The sequence below is a fragment of the Variovorax sp. CCNWLW186 genome (genome assembly GCF_037203865.1).
GTDB lineage: Bacteria > Pseudomonadota > Gammaproteobacteria > Burkholderiales > Burkholderiaceae_C > Variovorax.
Map to the genome: position 1 here is coordinate 1 of NZ_JBBCBO010000005.1, position 17181 is coordinate 17181.

The 17181-nt window shown below is 66.2% G+C and carries 14 protein-coding genes; 2 read left to right on the top strand and 12 right to left on the bottom strand.

What is annotated here, in order from left to right; genetic code table 11:
- The first annotated feature begins 154 nt into the window (after nucleotides 1-154).
- Entirely contained in the window at nucleotides 155-868 is a 714-nt protein-coding gene (locus tag V9K97_RS07795) for an SDR family oxidoreductase (protein WP_337317358.1), read from the top strand.
- A 49-nt stretch (nucleotides 869-917) separates the two neighbouring features.
- Nucleotides 918-1526, top strand: a complete 609-nt coding sequence (locus tag V9K97_RS07800) for a class I SAM-dependent methyltransferase (protein WP_337317360.1) — start codon at nucleotides 918-920, stop codon at nucleotides 1524-1526.
- Between the two features lie 11 nt (nucleotides 1527-1537).
- On the opposite strand, the gene V9K97_RS07805 is transcribed toward V9K97_RS07800, so the two are convergent.
- The 12 genes from V9K97_RS07805 to V9K97_RS07860 all read right to left on the bottom strand — a co-directional run bounded on the left by V9K97_RS07805 (nucleotide 1538) and on the right by V9K97_RS07860 (nucleotide 17058).
- A complete protein-coding gene (locus V9K97_RS07805) occupies nucleotides 1538-2257 on the bottom strand; it encodes an ABC transporter ATP-binding protein (RefSeq protein ID WP_337317362.1) in 720 nt (239 codons plus the stop codon).
- Complete coding sequence (locus V9K97_RS07810; RefSeq protein WP_337317364.1) at nucleotides 2254-3009, bottom strand: ABC transporter ATP-binding protein; 756 nt, start codon at nucleotides 3007-3009, stop codon at nucleotides 2254-2256. The genes V9K97_RS07805 and V9K97_RS07810 overlap by 4 nt, the downstream gene beginning before the upstream one ends.
- Nucleotides 3006-3986 carry a branched-chain amino acid ABC transporter permease gene (locus V9K97_RS07815; protein WP_337317366.1) on the bottom strand — a complete coding sequence of 327 codons (981 nt, stop codon included), beginning with the start codon at nucleotides 3984-3986 and terminating at the stop codon, nucleotides 3006-3008. Before V9K97_RS07815 ends, V9K97_RS07810 begins: the two co-directional genes overlap by 4 nt.
- 1 nt (nucleotide 3987) lies before the next feature.
- Nucleotides 3988-4908 (bottom strand): branched-chain amino acid ABC transporter permease, encoded by a 921-nt coding sequence (locus V9K97_RS07820; RefSeq protein ID WP_337296533.1) that lies wholly within the window; start codon nucleotides 4906-4908, stop codon nucleotides 3988-3990.
- Nucleotides 4905-6110, bottom strand: a complete 1206-nt coding sequence (locus tag V9K97_RS07825) for an ABC transporter substrate-binding protein (RefSeq protein ID WP_258503586.1) — start codon at nucleotides 6108-6110, stop codon at nucleotides 4905-4907. Before V9K97_RS07825 ends, V9K97_RS07820 begins: the two co-directional genes overlap by 4 nt.
- 171 nt (nucleotides 6111-6281) lie before the next feature.
- Nucleotides 6282-6521 carry a F0F1 ATP synthase subunit C gene (gene atpE / locus V9K97_RS07830; protein WP_337296532.1) on the bottom strand — a complete coding sequence of 80 codons (240 nt, stop codon included), beginning with the start codon at nucleotides 6519-6521 and terminating at the stop codon, nucleotides 6282-6284.
- A gap of 142 nt (nucleotides 6522-6663) precedes the next feature.
- Nucleotides 6664-11397 carry a LamG-like jellyroll fold domain-containing protein gene (locus V9K97_RS07835; RefSeq protein ID WP_337317368.1) on the bottom strand — a complete coding sequence of 1578 codons (4734 nt, stop codon included), beginning with the start codon at nucleotides 11395-11397 and terminating at the stop codon, nucleotides 6664-6666.
- 150 nt (nucleotides 11398-11547) lie between these two features.
- Nucleotides 11548-12399, bottom strand: coding sequence for a class I fructose-bisphosphate aldolase (locus V9K97_RS07840; protein WP_337317370.1), 852 nt, complete (start codon nucleotides 12397-12399; stop codon nucleotides 11548-11550).
- Between the two features lie 43 nt (nucleotides 12400-12442).
- Entirely contained in the window at nucleotides 12443-13423 is a 981-nt protein-coding gene (locus V9K97_RS07845) for an aldo/keto reductase (RefSeq protein ID WP_337317372.1), read from the bottom strand.
- An 8-nt stretch (nucleotides 13424-13431) separates the two neighbouring features.
- Nucleotides 13432-14448, bottom strand: a complete 1017-nt coding sequence (locus V9K97_RS07850) for an ABC transporter permease (protein WP_337317374.1) — start codon at nucleotides 14446-14448, stop codon at nucleotides 13432-13434.
- On the bottom strand, nucleotides 14445-15956 hold the full coding sequence (locus V9K97_RS07855) for a sugar ABC transporter ATP-binding protein (protein WP_337317375.1): 1512 nt from the start codon (nucleotides 15954-15956) through the stop codon (nucleotides 14445-14447). The genes V9K97_RS07850 and V9K97_RS07855 overlap by 4 nt, the downstream gene beginning before the upstream one ends.
- A 61-nt stretch (nucleotides 15957-16017) precedes the next feature.
- On the bottom strand, nucleotides 16018-17058 hold the full coding sequence (locus V9K97_RS07860; RefSeq protein WP_337317377.1) for a substrate-binding domain-containing protein: 1041 nt from the start codon (nucleotides 17056-17058) through the stop codon (nucleotides 16018-16020).
- Nucleotides 17059-17181: the final 123 nt, after the last annotated feature.

Consider the following 17181-nt stretch of genomic DNA (forward strand, 5'->3'; position numbering starts at 1 on the left):
CGAAATAAAGGAGGAGCCGAAGGCGGGGGACATTCGCGGAGGGGAGTACCCGGTGGCCTTTGCACACGCCCTGAACAAAAGTACCCAGCCTGTACACGCGCCCCAAATCCTTGGCTAAATACGCCTCTCACACAAAGCAAACCAAGGACCCAGCATGTCTCCCGAAGCACCCAAAAAAGTAGCCATAGTCACCGCCGGCGGCAGCGGCATGGGCGCCGCCGCAGCACGCAAACTTGCCGACGACGGCTTTCGCGTCGCCATCCTCTCGTCATCGGGAAAGGGCGAGGCGCTCGCCGCAGAGCTTGGTGGCATTGGCGTGACTGGCTCCAACCAGTCGAACGACGACCTGAAGCGATTGGTCGACAAGGTCACTGAAGAATGGGGGCGCGTCGATGTGCTGGTCAACAGCGCCGGCCACGGTCCCCGCGCACCCATTCTCGACATTACCGATGAAGACTGGCACCGCGGCATGGACGTGTATCTGCTGAGCGCCGTGCGCCCGAGCCGCCTTGTGGCGCCGCTCATGGTGAAGCAGGGCGGCGGCACCATCATCAACATTTCGACCTTTGCCGCATTCGAGCCCGACCCGGTGTTTCCGACCTCGGGCGTGTTCCGCGCAGGACTCGCAGCCTTTACCAAGCTATTTGCCGACAAATACGCCGCACAGAATGTTCGCATGAACAACGTGCTTCCGGGCTTCATCGACAGCTTGCCCGAGAAGCCCGAGTTCCGCTCGCGCATTCCAATGGGCCGCTACGGCAAGAGCAGCGAGATTGCTGCGGTCATCGGCTTTCTCGCATCGGAAGGCGCGGGCTACATCACCGGCCAGAACCTGCGCGTGGATGGCGGCATCACGCGCTCCGTGTAGTGTGGAGCGCTTAGGTAGGTAACTTTCCTCAAAAACTGGAAAGGCTCCCATGAACATTCCCGACCCTGCGCTGAAGAACATGCGCCGCACCATCGAGTCCTACGAAGGGGCGGCCCGCGAGTACAACGCGATCGTGGCGGGCCATCGGCCGCCCGAGATCGAGGATGCGCTGCGCCGCATGATGCAGCTCGTGCCCGCCGGCGGCACCGTGCTCGAGATCGGTTCCGGATCGGGGCAGGACGCCGACTTCGTCGAGGCGCTGGGCGGTGTCGTCAGGCGCACCGATGCGGTCCAGGCGTTTCTCGACCTGCAGGCGGAGCGCGGCAAGAAGGGCGAGCTGCTCAATGTCGTCACGGATGCGCTGGGCGGGCCGTATAGCGCAGTCCTCGCGATGTGCGTTCTGATCCATGTCGATCGCGCGCAGATCGCGCCGGTCCTGCGCAAGGTGTTCAACGCACTCGAGCCCGGCGGCGTCTTCCTGGTGGCCATGCGCATCGGCGAAGGCGAGACGAATGGCGACTACCAGACCGTGTACTGGGCGAAGGACCGGTTCGCCGAGACGCTTGCAGCAGCGGGCCTGCACACGCAGTGGAGCAGCCAGTGGATCGGCCGCGGCAACGTGACGTGGGCCAACTTCCTGGCGTGCCGTCCGCTGTAGCGAACCGAAATCTACACGCCCAGGTAGCGCGTCCAGAGCGAACGGTCGGCGTCGAGTGCGGCCGAGTCGCCCTGCCACACCACGCGCCCGCGTTCCAGGATCACATGGCGGTCGGCCAGCGGCAGCAGGCGCTGCACGTACTTGTCGACCACCAGGATCGCCTCACCCTCTGCCTTGAGCGTGGCGATGCAATGCCAGATCTCCTCGCGGATGACAGGTGCCAGGCCCTCGGTAGCCTCGTCGAGGATCAACAGGCGCGGATGCGTGGAGAGCGCACGCGCAATCGCCAGCATCTGCTGCTCGCCGCCCGAAAGCTGGTTGCCCGCATTGGCCTTGCGTTCCGCGAGACGCGGAAACAGGGCGTACAGCGCATCGACCGTCCATCGCGGCGCGCTGCCCGGCCGGGGGCGTGCGAAGGCGCGCAGGTGCTCGTCGACGCTGAGGTTCGGAAACACATGCCGCCCCTCGGGCACGATGGCCACGCCGCGCCGCGCGATGGCATCCGGCTTGTGGCCGCCGATGGCATCGCCGCCGAAGTGCACGCTGCCGCGCATCGGCGCGAGCGTGCCGGTCAGCACCTTCAGCAGCGTGCTCTTGCCCATGCCGTTGCGGCCGAGCAGCGCGAGCACTTCGCCGGCGCCGATCTTCAGGTCGATGCCGAACAGCACCTGACTCGCGCCGTAGCCCGCCTCGACGGATTTCGCGTCGAGCAATGTGGTGGTCGCGTTCATGCGTGGCCCTCTGCTTCCGTACCGAGATACACCGCCTGCACGTCGGGGTGCCCGCGCACTTCGTCGGCCGTGCCGCTCATCAGCACGCGCCCTTGCACCAGCACCGTGAGCCGGTCGGCCAGGCGGAACACTGCGTCCATGTCGTGCTCGATCAAGAGGATGGCCATCGACTCGCGCAGCGATTCGATCAGCTCCACCATGCGCGCCGATTCGTCAGGCCCCATGCCGGCCATCGGCTCGTCGAGCAGCAGCAGCTTGGGCTCGGCGGCAAGCGCCAGCGCCACATCGAGCGCGCGCTGCGCGCCGTGCGGCAGGGTGCCCGCGATGCGGTGGCGTTCGGCGCCCAGGCCGACGCGTTCGGCCAGTGCCACGGCACGCTCCACCAGGGCGCGCTCGTTCGCACGCGGTGCCATGAAGCGCAGGCTGCTGCCCGCATGGGCCTGCGCCGCGAGCATGAGGTTGTCGTGCACCGTTTCCTTGGCAAACACGCGCGTTACCTGAAAGCAGCGCGACATGCCGGCCGCCACGCGCTGGTGGTCCTTGAAGCCTGTGATGTCCTTCTCGTCCAGCAGGATGCGCCCGGCATCGGCCTTGAGCAGCCCGGTGATCAGGTTGACCAGCGTGGTCTTGCCCGCACCGTTCGGCCCGATGAGCGCATGCACTTCGCCGCGCTCCACGGTCAGGTTCACATGGTCGGTTGCGAGCAAGCCGCCAAAGCGCTTGACCAACCCTTCGATTCTGAAAAGGCTCATGTCTTGCTCCCTCGCCCCTCTGGGGAGAGGGCCGGGGTGAGGGGCAGGCGGCGCTTGTAGAGTGCAGCAAGCCCTTTTGGCGCCCACAACGCAACAGCAACCAACAGCAACCCGAGCGGCATGTGCCAGTGCTCGGTGTGCTGCTTCAAGAACTCTTCAAGCAGCAGCCACACGATGGCGCCCACCGGCCCGCCCCAGCTGCGCCCCAGCCCGCCGATGACGACCATCACAAGCAGCGTGGCCGATTGCGTCCAGTGCATCGTCGCCGGGCTCACGAACCCGTTGCCGCCTGCAAGCAGCGCGCCCGCCAGCCCCGCAATGGCGCCGGCAATCGTGAAGGCCACGAGCTGCAGCCGGAACACCGGGTAACCCAGTGCCCGCATGCGCGTCTCGTTGTCGCGAATGCCCATGAGCGCATGGCCGAAGCGCGACTGCGTTGCGCGCTGCAGCCACCAGAGCGCCAGCGTCACAATCACCAGCACCACCCAATAGAAGTTCGACTCGTTGCCCAGGTCGAGCCCGGGCAACAACGTCGGCCGGCTCATCAGCGTGTAGCCGTCGTCGCCGCCATAGCGCCGCAGCGACACCACCACGAAGTAGAGCATCTGCGCAAACGCCAGCGTGGTCATGATGAAGTACACGCCGCGCGTGCGCAGCGCCACCGTGCCGATCAGCGCCGCAACCAAGCCGGCGACCAGCGCGGCCAGCGGCCACATCACCCATGCCGACATCACGCCCGCATCGCTGAGCGCCACCACCGTGTACGCGCCCATGCCGATGAAGCCCGCATGCCCGAGCGCCACCATGCCGCCGAAGCCGAGGATGAAATTGAGGCTCGCGGCGGCCAGCGCCACCACGAGCACGCGCCGCACGAAGCCGATGTAGAAGTCGAGCCCGAGCAGCGGTGCGACCAGCGGAAACGCTGCGAGCAGCACAAAGAGCAGCCCGAGCCCGATATAGCGCGAGGAAGACTTCATGTCACGACCGTGCGGAGAAAAGGCCGGAGGGCCGGAAGATGAGGACGACCACCATCAGCGCGTACATCGCGACTTCGGCGAACAGTGGGCCCAGGTCGGCGGCCGTGGCCGGTGGCAGCGTGGCACGCAGCAGCATCGGCACGAACGCGCGGCCGATGGTGTCGACCACGCCCACCAGCAGCGCGGCCACGAAGGCGCCGCGCACCGAGCCGATGCCGCCGATCACCAGCACCACCAGCGCCGGAATCAGGATGGCTTCGCCCATGCCCACCTGCACCGCGACGATGGGCCCCATCAGCGCGCCGGCCAGTGCAGCCAGCGCCGCGCCGAGCAGGAACACGCCGTTGAAGATGCGGCCCACGCGCACGCCCATCAGCTCGGCCATCGGCCGGTCCGAAGCGCCCGCGCGCACCCGCATGCCGATGCGCGTGTGGTTGACCAGCAGGTAGAGCGCAAGCGCCACCAGCAGCCCGCCGGCCAGGATCACGAGGCGGTACGCCGGGTAGGGCAGGCCGTCCACCAGCTCGATAGGCCCGGAGAGGGCGGCCGGCGTCGAAGCCATCACCGGCGAAGGGCCCCAAGCCATCTTGACGATGTCGTCCGCCACCAGGATGACGCCGAAGGTGGCGAGCACCTGCGCCAGGTGGTCACGCGTGTAGAGGCGCCGCATCAGCAGCACTTCGAGCAGCAGCGCCACCACCACCGTCACGGCCACCGCAATGACGATGGCCGCGGTGAACGAACCGGTGCGCGTGTGCGCCTCGGCCGCCACGTAGGCGCCCGACATGAAGAGCGAGCCGTGCGCCAGGTTCAGCACGTCCATGATGCCGAACACCAGCGTGAGTCCCGCCGCCAGCAGGAACAGCATCAGCCCATAGCCGAGGCCATTGAGCAGCTGCTCGAGAACGAGGATGCCGCTCACTTGAGGGGGCACTTGTCGGCGTACGAGTCGCCGTAGTTGGTCAGGACCGTGTTGATCAGCTTGTTCGTGACCTTGCCCTGTGCATCCTTGCCGATCACGCGCAGATAGAAGTTCTCGATCGGAAAGTGATTGTTCGCATACTTGAAGTTGCCGCGCGTCGAGGCGTAGTTGGCCTTCTTGAGAGCCGCCACCACGGCTTCGCGGTTTTGCGCGTTGCCGCCGGCCTGCTTCACGGCAGCGTCCATCGCAAGAATGGCGTCATACGCCTGCGCCGCGTACACCGACGGATAGCGGCCGTTGTACTCCTTGCGGAAGGCGGCCACGAAAGCCTTGTTGGCGGCATTGTCCAGGTCGTGCGCCCAGTGCGAGGTGTTGAACAGGCCGAGCATTGGCTCGCCCACGGCGCCGATCACGTCTTCGTCGGCCGAGAAGCCGCTGGTCACGAGCGTGATGTCCTTCGAGAGGCCCGCGCCCACGAACTGCTTGATGAAGTTGATGCCCATTGCGCCGGGCAGGAAGAAGTAGATCGAGTCGGGCTTGGCCGCGCGCAGCTGCGCGAGCTCGGCGGCATAGTCGATCTGGCCGAGCTTGGTGTAGAGCTCGTCGGCCACCTGGCCCTTGAACTGGCGCTTGAAGCCGCCGAGTGCATCTTTGCCGGCGGGATAGTTGGGAGCGATCAGCACGGTCTTCTTGAAGCCGCGGTCCTGTGCGAACTTGCCGGCGGCCTCATGGAACTGGTCGTTCTGGTATGCCGTGCCGAAGAAGTACGCATTGCACTGGGCGCCCGCAAACTGGCTGGGGCCGGCGTTGGCCGAAAGGTACGGCACCTTGGCGTTGAACAGCGTCGGGCCGACGGCCAGCGCCACGTTCGAGCCGATGGGGCCGCTGAAAATATCGATCTTGTCGCGCTGGATCATGCGGTCGACCAGCTGCTTGGCCTGGTCGGGGCTGCCGGCCATGTCGGCTTGCACAAACTCCACGTCCTGCCCGCCGAGCTTGCCGCCCAGCTGCTTGATGCCGAGCGCAAAGCCGTCGCGCGCTTCGGCGCCCAGCGCCGCGAACGGGCCCGAGATGTCGAGCGCCAGGCCCACCTTGACGGGCGCGGCCATGGCGGATGCCGCACCGCCAAGGGCTGCACCGCAGAGCAGCAGCGAAAGCAGGGTGCGCGGCAGCGCGGGCAACTTCGGGGACGGGTGGCTCATGGGTTCTCCGGGCAAAGGAAGGGTGAAACGATGCACCGGCACCGCGCCATGCGGTGCCAGGAACATCGAACCGTTGATAGCTAAATACTTTAACCATAAACAATTCGGTGTCAACGGTGCTAGCACGAATGGTGCCAGTGAATCGTGTCACTTCCTGGTGCGCGGATCGCCTCAGCCGAAGGGGCTGGCCGTGGCAAACCACAGGCCGATGCCGGTGGCGATGATGAACGCGCCGTCGGTCACGCCGGCCACCAGGAAGAACTTGGTCTGCAGCGCGTCGATCATCTCGGGCTGGCGCGCGGTGCTTTCGAGAAACTTCTGACCGACGAGGGCAATGCCCAGGCAGGAGCCGAGCGCCGCGATGCCGATCAGCAGGGCCACTGCGAGCGGAAGGATGTTGAAGCCGGTCATGGTGTTTTCTCCTGGTTGGTTGATCGATGGAGGTACTTTCTCAAAGCGGGTGCGTGCGGTCCATGACGTCAGAGGTCATCGGCAGGACGAAAAAAAGCCGGCCGCGAAGGGCGGCCGGCTTTTTCAAGGGAGCGTCAGCGCGTCAGGGCAGCTGGGTCCAGCTCTGGTTCGTGCCGCCGTTGCAGGTCCAGGTGATGAGCGCGGTGTCTTGCGCCGTGGAAGCGTTCGGCACGTCCAGGCACGAGCCCGAGGCGCGGTTCTTGATGCTTCCGCCCACCAGGCTCCACTGCGCCGTGTTGCCGGCCGAGCAGGCCACCTGCACCACCGGCGCGTTGGTGGTCGCCGTACCGTTCTGCGCCAGGCACAGGCCGCTGTGTTCGGCCACGAACTGCACGTAGCCCCCGGTGATGCTGTTCACCGTGAACTTCTCGTTGCCCGCGTTGCCGCAGGGCCATTGCACCGCCGTTGTGCCGCTGGTGGTGAGCGCACCCTTGATGTTCACGCACATCGTGGGGTTCAGGTCCGAGCGCAGGCGCGTGACCACGGCCGGGGCCGTGTCCAGCGATCGCACGTACTCGCGCAGCGCGACCACATCATTTGCCGGCAAGCTCGACGCGTTGCCGTGGCCGCCGCTCAACACGTCCTGCAAGGTGGCCGCCTGCCCGTTGTGGAAGAAGGCCGTGGTATTCCAGGTGCCCGAGAGCGTGGGCGTGTCGAAGCCCAGGCCCGCCAGCGGCTGGTTGATGCCCTTGCCGGAGGAGAGCTGGATCGTGCCCACGTCGTGCCTGAGGCCGTCGCGGAAGGTGCCTCCGGTGTGGCAGGTGGCGCACTGCGCCGTGTTGAACACCGTCTGGCCTCGCGCCGCCTCCACGCTCAGGCTGCCGTCCGCCGCACGCGCCGGGCTGCGCATGTACTTGTTCAGCGAACCCAGGTAGGCCGCAAGGTCGTCCAGCTGCGCGTTCTTGCCGGCCTTGGGCGCGCCCAACGGATCGGAGGTGGCCGCGAAGTCGGCATTGCTCAGGAAGCCCGTTCCGCCGAATTCGTTGCGGATGTCGTTCTCGAAGTCCTGCACCTCGTCGAAGTTGGCGGTCCAGTGCATCTTGCCGTGGCCGGCGCCGCGCTTGCCCATGAGGCTGATGGTGCGTCGAAGACCTTCACCGCGCTGCGTGAAGTCCCACACCATGCCGTCGTCGCCGCCATCGGCATGGCAGCTTGCGCACGAGATGTAGTTGTCCTTGCTCATGCGCCGGTCGGAGGCGTTGTAGAACACCTGCTTGCCGCGCAAGGCCGCGGCCGCCATGGGCTCCTGCGCCACCGTCGACACGTTCTGCAGGAAGGTCGCGGCATTGCTCTCCGAACTCAGCACCAGGGCCACGTCGTGCACCGACACCGAGCGCGCCAGGAAGTTGTTGACGAACAGCCGCTTGCGTGCCGCATCCAGGTACAGGCCGTGCGGCGCGCTGCTGGCGTTGATCTCGCCGCGAACCGCGCGGCTGTAGGGGTCGACGATCGCCACGCGGTTGCCTTCCATCTGCGCCACGAACAGGTAGTCGCCCGAGGGAGAAAACAGCGCGGCGCGCGCGGGCGCGCGGTCATCGAAGTCGATCTGCTCGTCGAACACTTCCGCGGCGGTCTGCAGGTTGACCTGCGAGAGGATGGAGCGCACCGTCTGGTCGTGCAGCAGGTTGTTGCCGTCCCTGAACTTGCCGCGCACGATGTTGTCCTTCTTCGAGGGCAGCACCGCGCGCCGGCCGTCGGGCGAGATCACCACCTGGCTCAGGTAGTTGGCCACGCCGCGCGCGCGGCTCTCGGTGTCCACGGTGGTGGTGTCCACCGGCAGCGCAATGGTGCTCATGGCGCTCATGCTCTGCAGGTTCACCTTGTGCAGCTGGCCGCCGGTCATCTGCGACTTGAAGCGAGTGACATACGCCACCTGTGCGTCTGAACTTACTGCTATTCCTCGCAGATTCCCCGCGAGCGCAACCGCCCCGGTGGTGGCGCCGTTGCTCGGTTCGAAGCTCATCAGCACCGACTTGCTCTCCAGGGTCAGCAGGCCCTTCGCGCCGTCGGGGGTGAAGGCCACGCCGTAGGGGCCGCTGCCGTAGGCCAGCGGCACGGTCGCCGAGAGGCTGCCGTCGGCCGCGCTGAGCGCCACCAGCTTGTCCTCGCCCTGCACCGTGACCCAGATGCGCCCATCGGGGCCCACGGCCAGCGTTTTCGGCTCGTCGCCCACGCGCACTTCCCAGCGCTTGGCCAGGGTCTGTGCGTCGATGGCGGCGACCGTGCCGCTGTCGGGGTTGACCGAGTAGACCGAATTCGCATCGCCCGCGATGTTGGTGGTGTGCGTGGGCGCCCGCGGCGTGGTCGGGACGATCACCGTGAGGTTGTAGGTGTAGAAGGTCTCGCGCCCGCTCGCGTCGCGGACCGTCAGCGTCACGGTGTAGTGGCCCGGCCGCGTGTACGTGTAGGTATAGCGCGGCTGGGTGGAATAGGCCGTCTGCGTGCCGTCGCCGAAGTTCCAGCGGAACTGCGCGCCGCTGCTGCCGAGCGTGGCGGGGTCGAACACCAACTGGCCGTTGACGATCTTCGGCCCGCCGCCGATGCCCGGGTCGCCGATGACGGCCTGGCCGCGCAGCGTGGCCACTTCGCCGTCGGTGAGCACGCGGCTGTACACGCGCACTTCCGCCAGCGTGCCCTTGAACAGATCGGTGTTGCCCTGGATCTGGCCCATGACCTGGAACTTGTTCGCCAGCCCCTTGGTGCCGGTGAGGCCGGTGGAACTGGTCTTCACGCCGTCCACGTACATGGTCTGCGCGCCCGAGGCCGCGTCGCGGGTCATCACCACGTGGTGCCAATTGCCGTCGTTCACGGCCGCCTGCGAACGTGTGCCCGGGTTGTTGGTGGCCTTGTTGGCCACCGAGAGATTCATGAAGCCGCTGCCGTCGATCCAGCCCCAGAACACGTCGTCCGCGCCGTTGGCCTGGTCGCGCCCGAAGATGCCGGGCGCGGTCCATGGGTTGGCACTGCCGGCCTGCGTGGTCTTCATGTAGAAGCTCAGCGAGGCGGTGCCGCCGAGCACCGTGGCCACGGTGTCGTTCTTCAGCGGCACGCCGGCGGTGCGCGCCGCAAAGTTCATGCCGATGCTCTCGAACGCGTCGCCCGAGGCCGGCGTGCCGTTGTTGCTGCCGATCTGGTCGGAGAGGTTGCCCGCCAGCGTCCAGTAGTGCTGCAGGTTGATGTCGGTCGCGTTGCCGGTGTTGAAAACCGACTTGAAGTCGGCGCCGATGGCGTTGCCCGCATAGTCCTTCACGCCGTTGGCGGGCAGGAACACTTCATAGCTGGTGCCCGGCTGCAGAGGCTGCTCGGGATGGAAGTTGATGATGCCCAGCTGCACGCTGTAGGTGCCCGCGAGCGTGTTGCCGCCCACCGCGCGCACGACGAAGGTGTTGGCATTGACGCTCTCGGGGCGGATGCTGTCGGTCATGCCGACGCCGATGCGCGAGGTGAGCGCCTGCTGCTTCGCGCCGTTGGCGGGTGACACCTGTTTCACTTCAGGCTTGGTGATGTCGGGGTCCACCGCATGCACGATGAAGCCGCTGCCCGAGCCGTGGTCATTGCCCACGAAGACGAGGTTGCCGAACATCGCGACCTGGCCGTTGTCCGAATGCGAGAAGTTCGGGTCATCTTCGCGCAGGATGCTGCCGCGGCCCACCTCGACGTGGTTCAGCGGGTTGCTCACGTCGACCTTGTGGATGCGGGTTTGCGCGCCCTGGATCACGTAATTGTCCTGCGTGGCGCAGTACAGCTGCTCGTCGATGACCAGCCGGTTGTCCTCGGCCACGAAGCGCGAGCGGTCGCCCAGGTCGTAGCTGTACATCTTGGCGCCGCCGCCGCGCGTCGAGACGTGCAGGCTTTTGCCGTCGAAGCAGGTGGCGTAGTAGAACGGCGTGGTGCCCACGATGGAATCGAGCACCTTGGGGTTGAGCGGGTCGGAGATGTCCAGGCTCGCGAACCCGCCGTTGCTTTCCATCGCGGTCAGCACCATGTGGTTGCCCATGGTGAAGATCGGGCCGATCCGGAAATTGCCGAGCTCGCCCGTGGGCACCGGGTTGGGCTTGCCCGCGCCGCGGTTCGCAACCACGGCGTTTGCGGGGTCGGTGGCGTCGACGATGAACATGCCGCGTCCCGCGGAGGCCACGTACAGGTAGGGCGCCTGCCACCAGAGCTGCCAGGCGACGTTCTCGTAGTCGCCGGAGTTGACGCCGGGCAGCGCCAGCTTCTTCACCTGCTTGATGTCGTTGATGTCGGTGAAGTCCCAGAACTCGACACCGTTGATGCTGGGCAGCACCACGTACGTCTTGCCGCCGATCTTCGCGGTGCCGAAGGAGTGCGTTTCGCGGAACTCCTTGGTGCGACCACCTGTCGCGTCATCGGGCTCGTAGATCTTCTTGACGAGCTGGATCTGGCGCGGGTTCGACACGTCGTACAGCAAAAAGCCGCCCGGGCCCAGGCCGCTGTCCGGCGCGAACGAGGTGAGAAAGTAGCCGTTGATCATGATGCCCGCGTTCATGCCGTAGTCCTTGCGGCCCGGGTACGTGGCGGGCACCTCGCGCGACTCGTAGGCGCTGCTGTGCGCCGGATCGAGCGGGTGGTTGGGACTGGTGATCACCGACACCGGCTTGAACAGCTCGGCCGATGTGTAGGTGAGATTGCCGAGGCCCGGCCCCTGCAGCGGGAGCGGATCGGCCATGGCTTCGGCGACGGCCGTCCCCATGTTGTCGAGGGTGGTCATCGGGCTGACCCCGGTGATGGCCGCATGCGTCAGCAATGTGACGAGCGGAGCCAGGAACGCCATCAAGAAATACCGGATCTTCATCGTCGCCTCCAGATTGTTAGAAGTTCGCAGGGCAACCCGTTGCTCGACCCTCTCCAGTGCGCGCGCAGGACGCACCCCGGCGGGCGACGGGTGCATCGCCTGCCGTGCTGACTTCTTCTTGGTTTCTTGCGCCGGCGCTCGCTCTTTGTCTTACTTGGCGCCGCTCGATTCGTAGAGGGCCCACGCCTCCTTGGCGCTGGCGCCGCGGTGGATCATGGCCATCAGCGCACTCACCACCGCCGAGGGGTTGGCGTGCTGGTACACATTGCGCCCGTACACCATGCCGACGGCGCCCTGGTCGAGCAGTGCGCGCGAGCGCGCAAACACCTGCTGCAGGTCTTCGCGCCCACCGCCGCGCACGAGCACGGGGCAACGCGCCGCCTGCACCACGCGGTGGAAATCGGCGGGGTCGCTGGTCGGGTCGGCCTTGACGATGTCGGCGCCCATCTCGCGCGCAAGGCGCACCAGCGTGACGATCTTCTCGGCGTCGCCGTCGACCTGGTAGCGGCTGCCCGGCGTGGGCGACTGCATCACCAGCGGCTCGATCATCAGCGGCATGCCGTAGCGGTCGCAGTCGGCGCGCACGCGTGCGATGTTCTGCACGCACTGGCGAAACAGGTCGGGCTCGTTCGGCAGCATGAAGAGGTTGACCACCACGCAGGCCGCGTCGCGCTGCACAGCCGGCAGCACCGGGTCATGCTCGTTCTGCAGCTGGGCCCACATCACGCGGTGCAGCGTGGCGTTGTAGGGGTTGCCCATGTCGATGCGCATCACCAGCGCGGGCTTGTTGCGGCCCGGGCGGTCCTGCAGCAGGTCGGACTGCCCGTAGTTGAGCTGGATCGCGTCGGGCCCGGCAGCCAGGAGCTTGTCCATGACCTGGGGCATGTCCTCCAGGCCGTCGAGGAACGAAGGCTCGTTGCACACGCCGTGGTCCAGGGCTATGTCCAGGCAGCGGCCATTGGTCAGCAGCCGGTTGAGCCGCGCTGTCTTGTCTTTCGACATGGAAAGAACTCCTTGTTGGGATCGGAAAAAAGAAGGGGGAAGGTCAGGCGAGTGCGCCGAGGTGTCGCTTGGCTGCGGCATCGATTTGCCGCAGCACGTCGTCGCCCAGCTCGACCGCGCCGGCACCGGCGTTCTCGATGGCCTGCTGGCGCACGCGTGCGCCGCACAGCGCGACGGCCACGGTGCCTCGCGCGACGGTCCACGCGATCATCATCTGGCCGAACGAGCAGCCGAGCCTTGCGCGCACGGGCTCGAGTTCTTCGAAGAAGGCCTTGAGCTTCGAACGGTTGGCTTCGCTGAAGCGCGGGTTGGTGGCACGCTGGTCGTCACCCTTGAACTCGCGTGCCGGATCGATCGGGCCGGCTAGCAGGCCGAGTGCCAGCGACGAGTAGCCCAGCACTGCCACGTTGTGCTCGCTGCACAAGGGCGCGAGCGTGGTTTCGATCTCGCGGTCGATCAGGCTGTAGCGCTCCTGCGCCGCATCGACCGGGCCATGGCGAAGATATTCGGAGAGCGTCTCGGGGCTCACGTTGCTCACGCCAATGGCGCGGATCTTTCCCTGCTTCTTCAGGTCGAGCAGCGCATCCATGGTTTCGGCCACGGGGGTGGTGCTGTCCTGCCAGTGCGTGATGTAGAGGTCGATGTAGTCGGTCTGCAGGCGCTTCAGGCTCTCTTCGCATTCATGGAAGATCGAATCGCGGCCAAGATAGCGGTACACCGGGTGGCCGTCTTCCTCGAAGAAATGCGTGCCCTTCTGCGTGTGCCACACCAAGCCGCACTTGGTCGTGATGACGGCTTCGTGGCGGCGCCCCTTGAGCGCGGTGCCCACAATGCTTTCCGAGCGCCCGAGGCCGTAGGCCGGCGCGGTGTCGATCAGGTTCACGCCCGCGTCCAGCGAGGCCTGGATGGAGACGACGGCCGCCGCGTTGTCCCCGCCGCCCCACATCCATCCGCCCATGGCCCAGGTGCCCAGGCCAATGGCCGAGCATTCGATGCCCGACGGGCCGAGTGTTGTCTTCTTCATCTCGCTCTTCATCTGGTCTTCTTTCTCGTGTTCAACAGGTGGTCGATGGTCACGGCCGCGAGCAGGATCAGGCCCTTGATCACGTCCTGCCAGTAGGGCGAAACGTCCAGCAGGATCAGCGAGCTGGTCACCACCGACAGCAGCGCCAGGCCGAGCACCGCGCCCAGCACCGTGCCCGAGCCGCCCTTGAGGCTGGCCCCGCCGATCACCGCCGCGGCAATCACGTTGAGTTCCATGCCCACGCCGAAGGTGGGCGTGGCCGCACCGAAGCGTGCCGTGTAGATCACGCCGGCAAGGCCGGCCGACGCGGCGCACAGCACCGTGACCCAGAACTTCACGCGGCCCACGCGAATGCCCGAATACAGCGCCGCCTTCTCGTTGCTGCCGGTGTAAAACACGCGCCGCAGCAGGGTCGAGCGGCGCAGCACGAAGTCGCTCACGACGACGATGGCGACAAAGATCAGGATGACGGCGGGAACGCCGAACAGCGTGCCCTGCCCGATGAACTTGAACTCGGCCGGCAGCGAGAACAGCGACTGCGGCGTGCCCTGCGTGAGCGCGAGGCACAGCCCGCGCACGATCACCATGAAGGCCAGCGATGCGATGAAGTGGTTGAGCCCGATGCGCGTGACGCAGCCGCCGATCATTGCGCCGATGAGTCCGCTCGCGCCGATGGCCACCAGGCTCGCAATCCACGGGTCCACGCCCATCAAGAAGAGCTTGCCCGTGACCACCATCGCAAAGCACACCACCGAGCCCACCGAAAGATCGATGCCGCCGACGATCAGCAGAATAGTCATGCCGACCACCACGATGCCCTCGATGGAGAACGACAGCAGCATCGCGCGCACGTTCTCCCAGGTAAGGAAGTAGGGCGACGCGAAGCTCATTGCCACGCAAAGCACCGCGATGATCAGTAGCAGGCCCATCTCGCGCATGCTCGTGAGCTTGTTGGTAGGCTTCACGGGCCCGCCTCCTGACTGCCTGGGCGCGATGCCCGCATCGAGTTGTGCCGGATAGTTCATGCCATCTCCTGTTCGCAGAGTCCGGAGGCGAGCCGCAACAGGGCTTCCTCCGTCATTTCGTTGGAATTCAATTCGCCGGCCAATCGACCATCGCGGATCACCAGCGCCCGGTCGCACAGGCCGATGATCTCGGGCAGCTCCGAAGAAATCACGATCACGCCCACGCCCTGGTTCGCGAGCTCACGCAGGATGTGGTGAATCTCGGACTTCGCGCCCACGTCCACGCCGCGCGTGGGCTCGTCCATCAGCAGCACCGAAGGGTTTGTGGCCAGCAGCTTGGCAATGGCCACCTTCTGCTGGTTGCCGCCCGAAAGGCTCGACACCTCGATGGCCACGCCGTCCGACTTGAGGTTGAGCTTGGCGCCCAACTCGCGTGCCAGGCGGTGCTCGGCCGAACGCTGCAGCAGGCCCCAGGCGGAGCTCACGCGCCGCAGCGCCATCGAAGAGATGTTCTGCGCAATCGGCAGGTCGAGGTACACGCCCGCGGCCTTTCGGTCTTCGCTGAGGTAGGCAATGCCTTCGCGCAGCGCGTCGCTGTACTTGCGGATGGCGAGCGCCTTGCCGTTCAGGCGCACCGTGCCTTGCGTGGCGGCGCGCAGGCCGCACACGGTCTCGGCCAGTTCGCTGCGCCCGGCACCCATCAACCCGGCAATGCCGAGGATCTCGCCGCGCTTCAGCGCAAACGAGATGCCGTGCACGCGCTCGCGGTCGCCGATGTTGGCCACCTCCAGCACGGGGCCTGAGGGCTCGGCGCCGGCTTGCTTGGGCGGGTAGTAGTTGCCGAGCTCGCGGCCCACCATGCGGCGCACCAGCTCGTCGGCCGTCAGCCCGGCCAGCGGGCCGCAATGCACGTTGCGCCCGTCGCGCAGCACGGTGACGCGGTCGCAGTGCGTGAATATTTCAGCCATGCGGTGGCTGATGTAGATGATGCCGATGCCTTGGGCCTTCAGGTCGTGCAGCACGCGAAAGAGCGCGGCCGATTCGTTGTCGGTGAGCGCGGCCGTGGGTTCGTCGAGGATCAGCACCTTGCAGTCCAGCGTGAGCGCCTTGGCAATCTCCACCAGCTGCTGGCTTGAAATGCTGAGTTCGCTCACCGGCGCGGCAGGGTCGATGTCCTGCCCGAGCCGCGCCAGCACTTCGGCGGCACGCGCGTTCAGGCTGGCGTAGTTCATCCACGCCTGCTTGCCCGCGTTGATCTCGGGCATGAAGATGTTCTCGGCCACGGTGGCGTCGCCGCACAGCGCGATCTCCTGGTGCACCAGTCCGATGCCCAGGCGCATGGCATGCGCAGGGCCGTCGATGACCACCTTCTCGCCGTTGAGAACGATGTCGCCTTCGTCGGGCCGGTGGATGCCGTCGATGATGTTCATCAGCGTCGACTTGCCCGCGCCGTTTTCGCCGCACAGGGCGTGGATCTCGCCCGCATGCAGCGAGAAGTCCACGCCCGAGAGCGCGCGCGAAGCGCCGAAGCGCTTGCTGATGCCGCGCAGTTCGAGCAACGTGGTCACTCGGCAACCTCCGCGCCATGCGCTGCGGTGCGACCTTGCTTGGGGCGGCCCGGCGCTGCGCTCATTCGCCGATTCCCTTGGTGCCGCGGCGTGCGAGGTACTTGTCCCAGTAGAAGTCGTCGGCGTTGGCCTTGCTGACCACCGAGAGGCCGTTGTCCAGGAACGGCACCGACATGGGATTGGTGCCGTTGCGCTTGGCGTCGTTCATCGGGTCGATGAGCGAAGGGTTCTTGGCCAGGAACAGCATCATCATGCCCATGTAGCCCTGCATGCCCTGGTTCGGGTTGATGGCACCGAACACGTCGCCGGCCTTGATCATGTCGAGGATCTTGGCGTTCACGTCGCAGCACATCACCCGGATGTTCTTCTTCGATTCGATCTTGGCCTGCGCCGCACCCAACGCCGAGTTGGCTTCGGGCATGAACAGTGCGCCGAGGTTCGGGTTGGCCTGCGCCAGGCTCAGCACCGCCTGGTAGGCCTTGCTCGGGTCCTGGTTGCTGGCGGCGCGGCCGACCAGCTTCATGCCCGCGTGCTTGGTCTTCATGCGGTTGATGAAGGCCGCGATGCGGCGGTCGTGGTTGTCCTGGCCGGGGTTCTCGAGCACCGCATATTCGCCCTTGCCGCCCAGTGCCGCCGCAATCGCGTCAGCCGCCTGCGTGCCTTCGCGGTCGTTGTCAGAGGTGACGAAGGAGGCGCGCTTGGAGTTGGGCGAGTCGGCCGCGAAGGTCACGACCGGGATGCCCATGGCCACCGCCCGGTTGATCGGCTCGATGAACGGATCGGGGTTCATCGGGTGCAGCAGGATGCCCGCGGGCTTGCGCGCGAGTTCCTGCTCGAACGAGGCCAGCTGTTTGTTCACGTCGTACTCGGGCGTGCCGGTGTAGCGCGTGCGCACGCCCAGCGTGCGGCCGAGCTGCTTCATCATCTCGTAGACCGGGAACCAGTATTCGACGCCCGACACCATCACGTTCATCACGTACACGTCGCTGGCGTTGCCGCGCAATCCGGTGGCGGCGGTGGTGGGTGCGGACTGCGCAAATGCGCTGGTGCCGGCCAAGCCGATACCGGCGGCCGCAGCGGACTTCAGGAAATTTCGCCTCATCTTGTGTCTCCTCGCGTTGACTGGCAGAGCTTGCGACCTGCCTTTGGAGAGCAGATCTTTGGGACCTCGTTGTCACGACGGTTGTTATGACAGGTAGAATGTAATCGCGGGTTGTTTGCCGCG

Bases quoted from the DNA above. Each gene is read 5' to 3' on its own strand.
- V9K97_RS07795 (WP_337317358.1), top strand. From the start codon at position 155: ATGTCTCCCGAAGCACCCAAAAAAGTAGCCATAGTCACCGCCGGCGGC.
- V9K97_RS07800 (WP_337317360.1), top strand. From the start codon at position 918: ATGAACATTCCCGACCCTGCGCTGAAGAACATGCGCCGCACCATCGAG.
- V9K97_RS07805 (WP_337317362.1), bottom strand. From the start codon at position 2,257: ATGAACGCGACCACCACATTGCTCGACGCGAAATCCGTCGAGGCGGGC.
- V9K97_RS07810 (WP_337317364.1), bottom strand. From the start codon at position 3,009: ATGAGCCTTTTCAGAATCGAAGGGTTGGTCAAGCGCTTTGGCGGCTTG.
- V9K97_RS07815 (WP_337317366.1), bottom strand. From the start codon at position 3,986: ATGAAGTCTTCCTCGCGCTATATCGGGCTCGGGCTGCTCTTTGTGCTG.
- V9K97_RS07825 (WP_258503586.1), bottom strand. From the start codon at position 6,110: ATGAGCCACCCGTCCCCGAAGTTGCCCGCGCTGCCGCGCACCCTGCTT.
- atpE (WP_337296532.1), bottom strand. From the start codon at position 6,521: ATGACCGGCTTCAACATCCTTCCGCTCGCAGTGGCCCTGCTGATCGGC.
- V9K97_RS07835 (WP_337317368.1), bottom strand. From the start codon at position 11,397: ATGAAGATCCGGTATTTCTTGATGGCGTTCCTGGCTCCGCTCGTCACA.
- V9K97_RS07840 (WP_337317370.1), bottom strand. From the start codon at position 12,399: ATGTCGAAAGACAAGACAGCGCGGCTCAACCGGCTGCTGACCAATGGC.
- V9K97_RS07845 (WP_337317372.1), bottom strand. From the start codon at position 13,423: ATGAAGAAGACAACACTCGGCCCGTCGGGCATCGAATGCTCGGCCATT.
- V9K97_RS07850 (WP_337317374.1), bottom strand. From the start codon at position 14,448: ATGAACTATCCGGCACAACTCGATGCGGGCATCGCGCCCAGGCAGTCA.
- V9K97_RS07860 (WP_337317377.1), bottom strand. From the start codon at position 17,058: ATGAGGCGAAATTTCCTGAAGTCCGCTGCGGCCGCCGGTATCGGCTTG.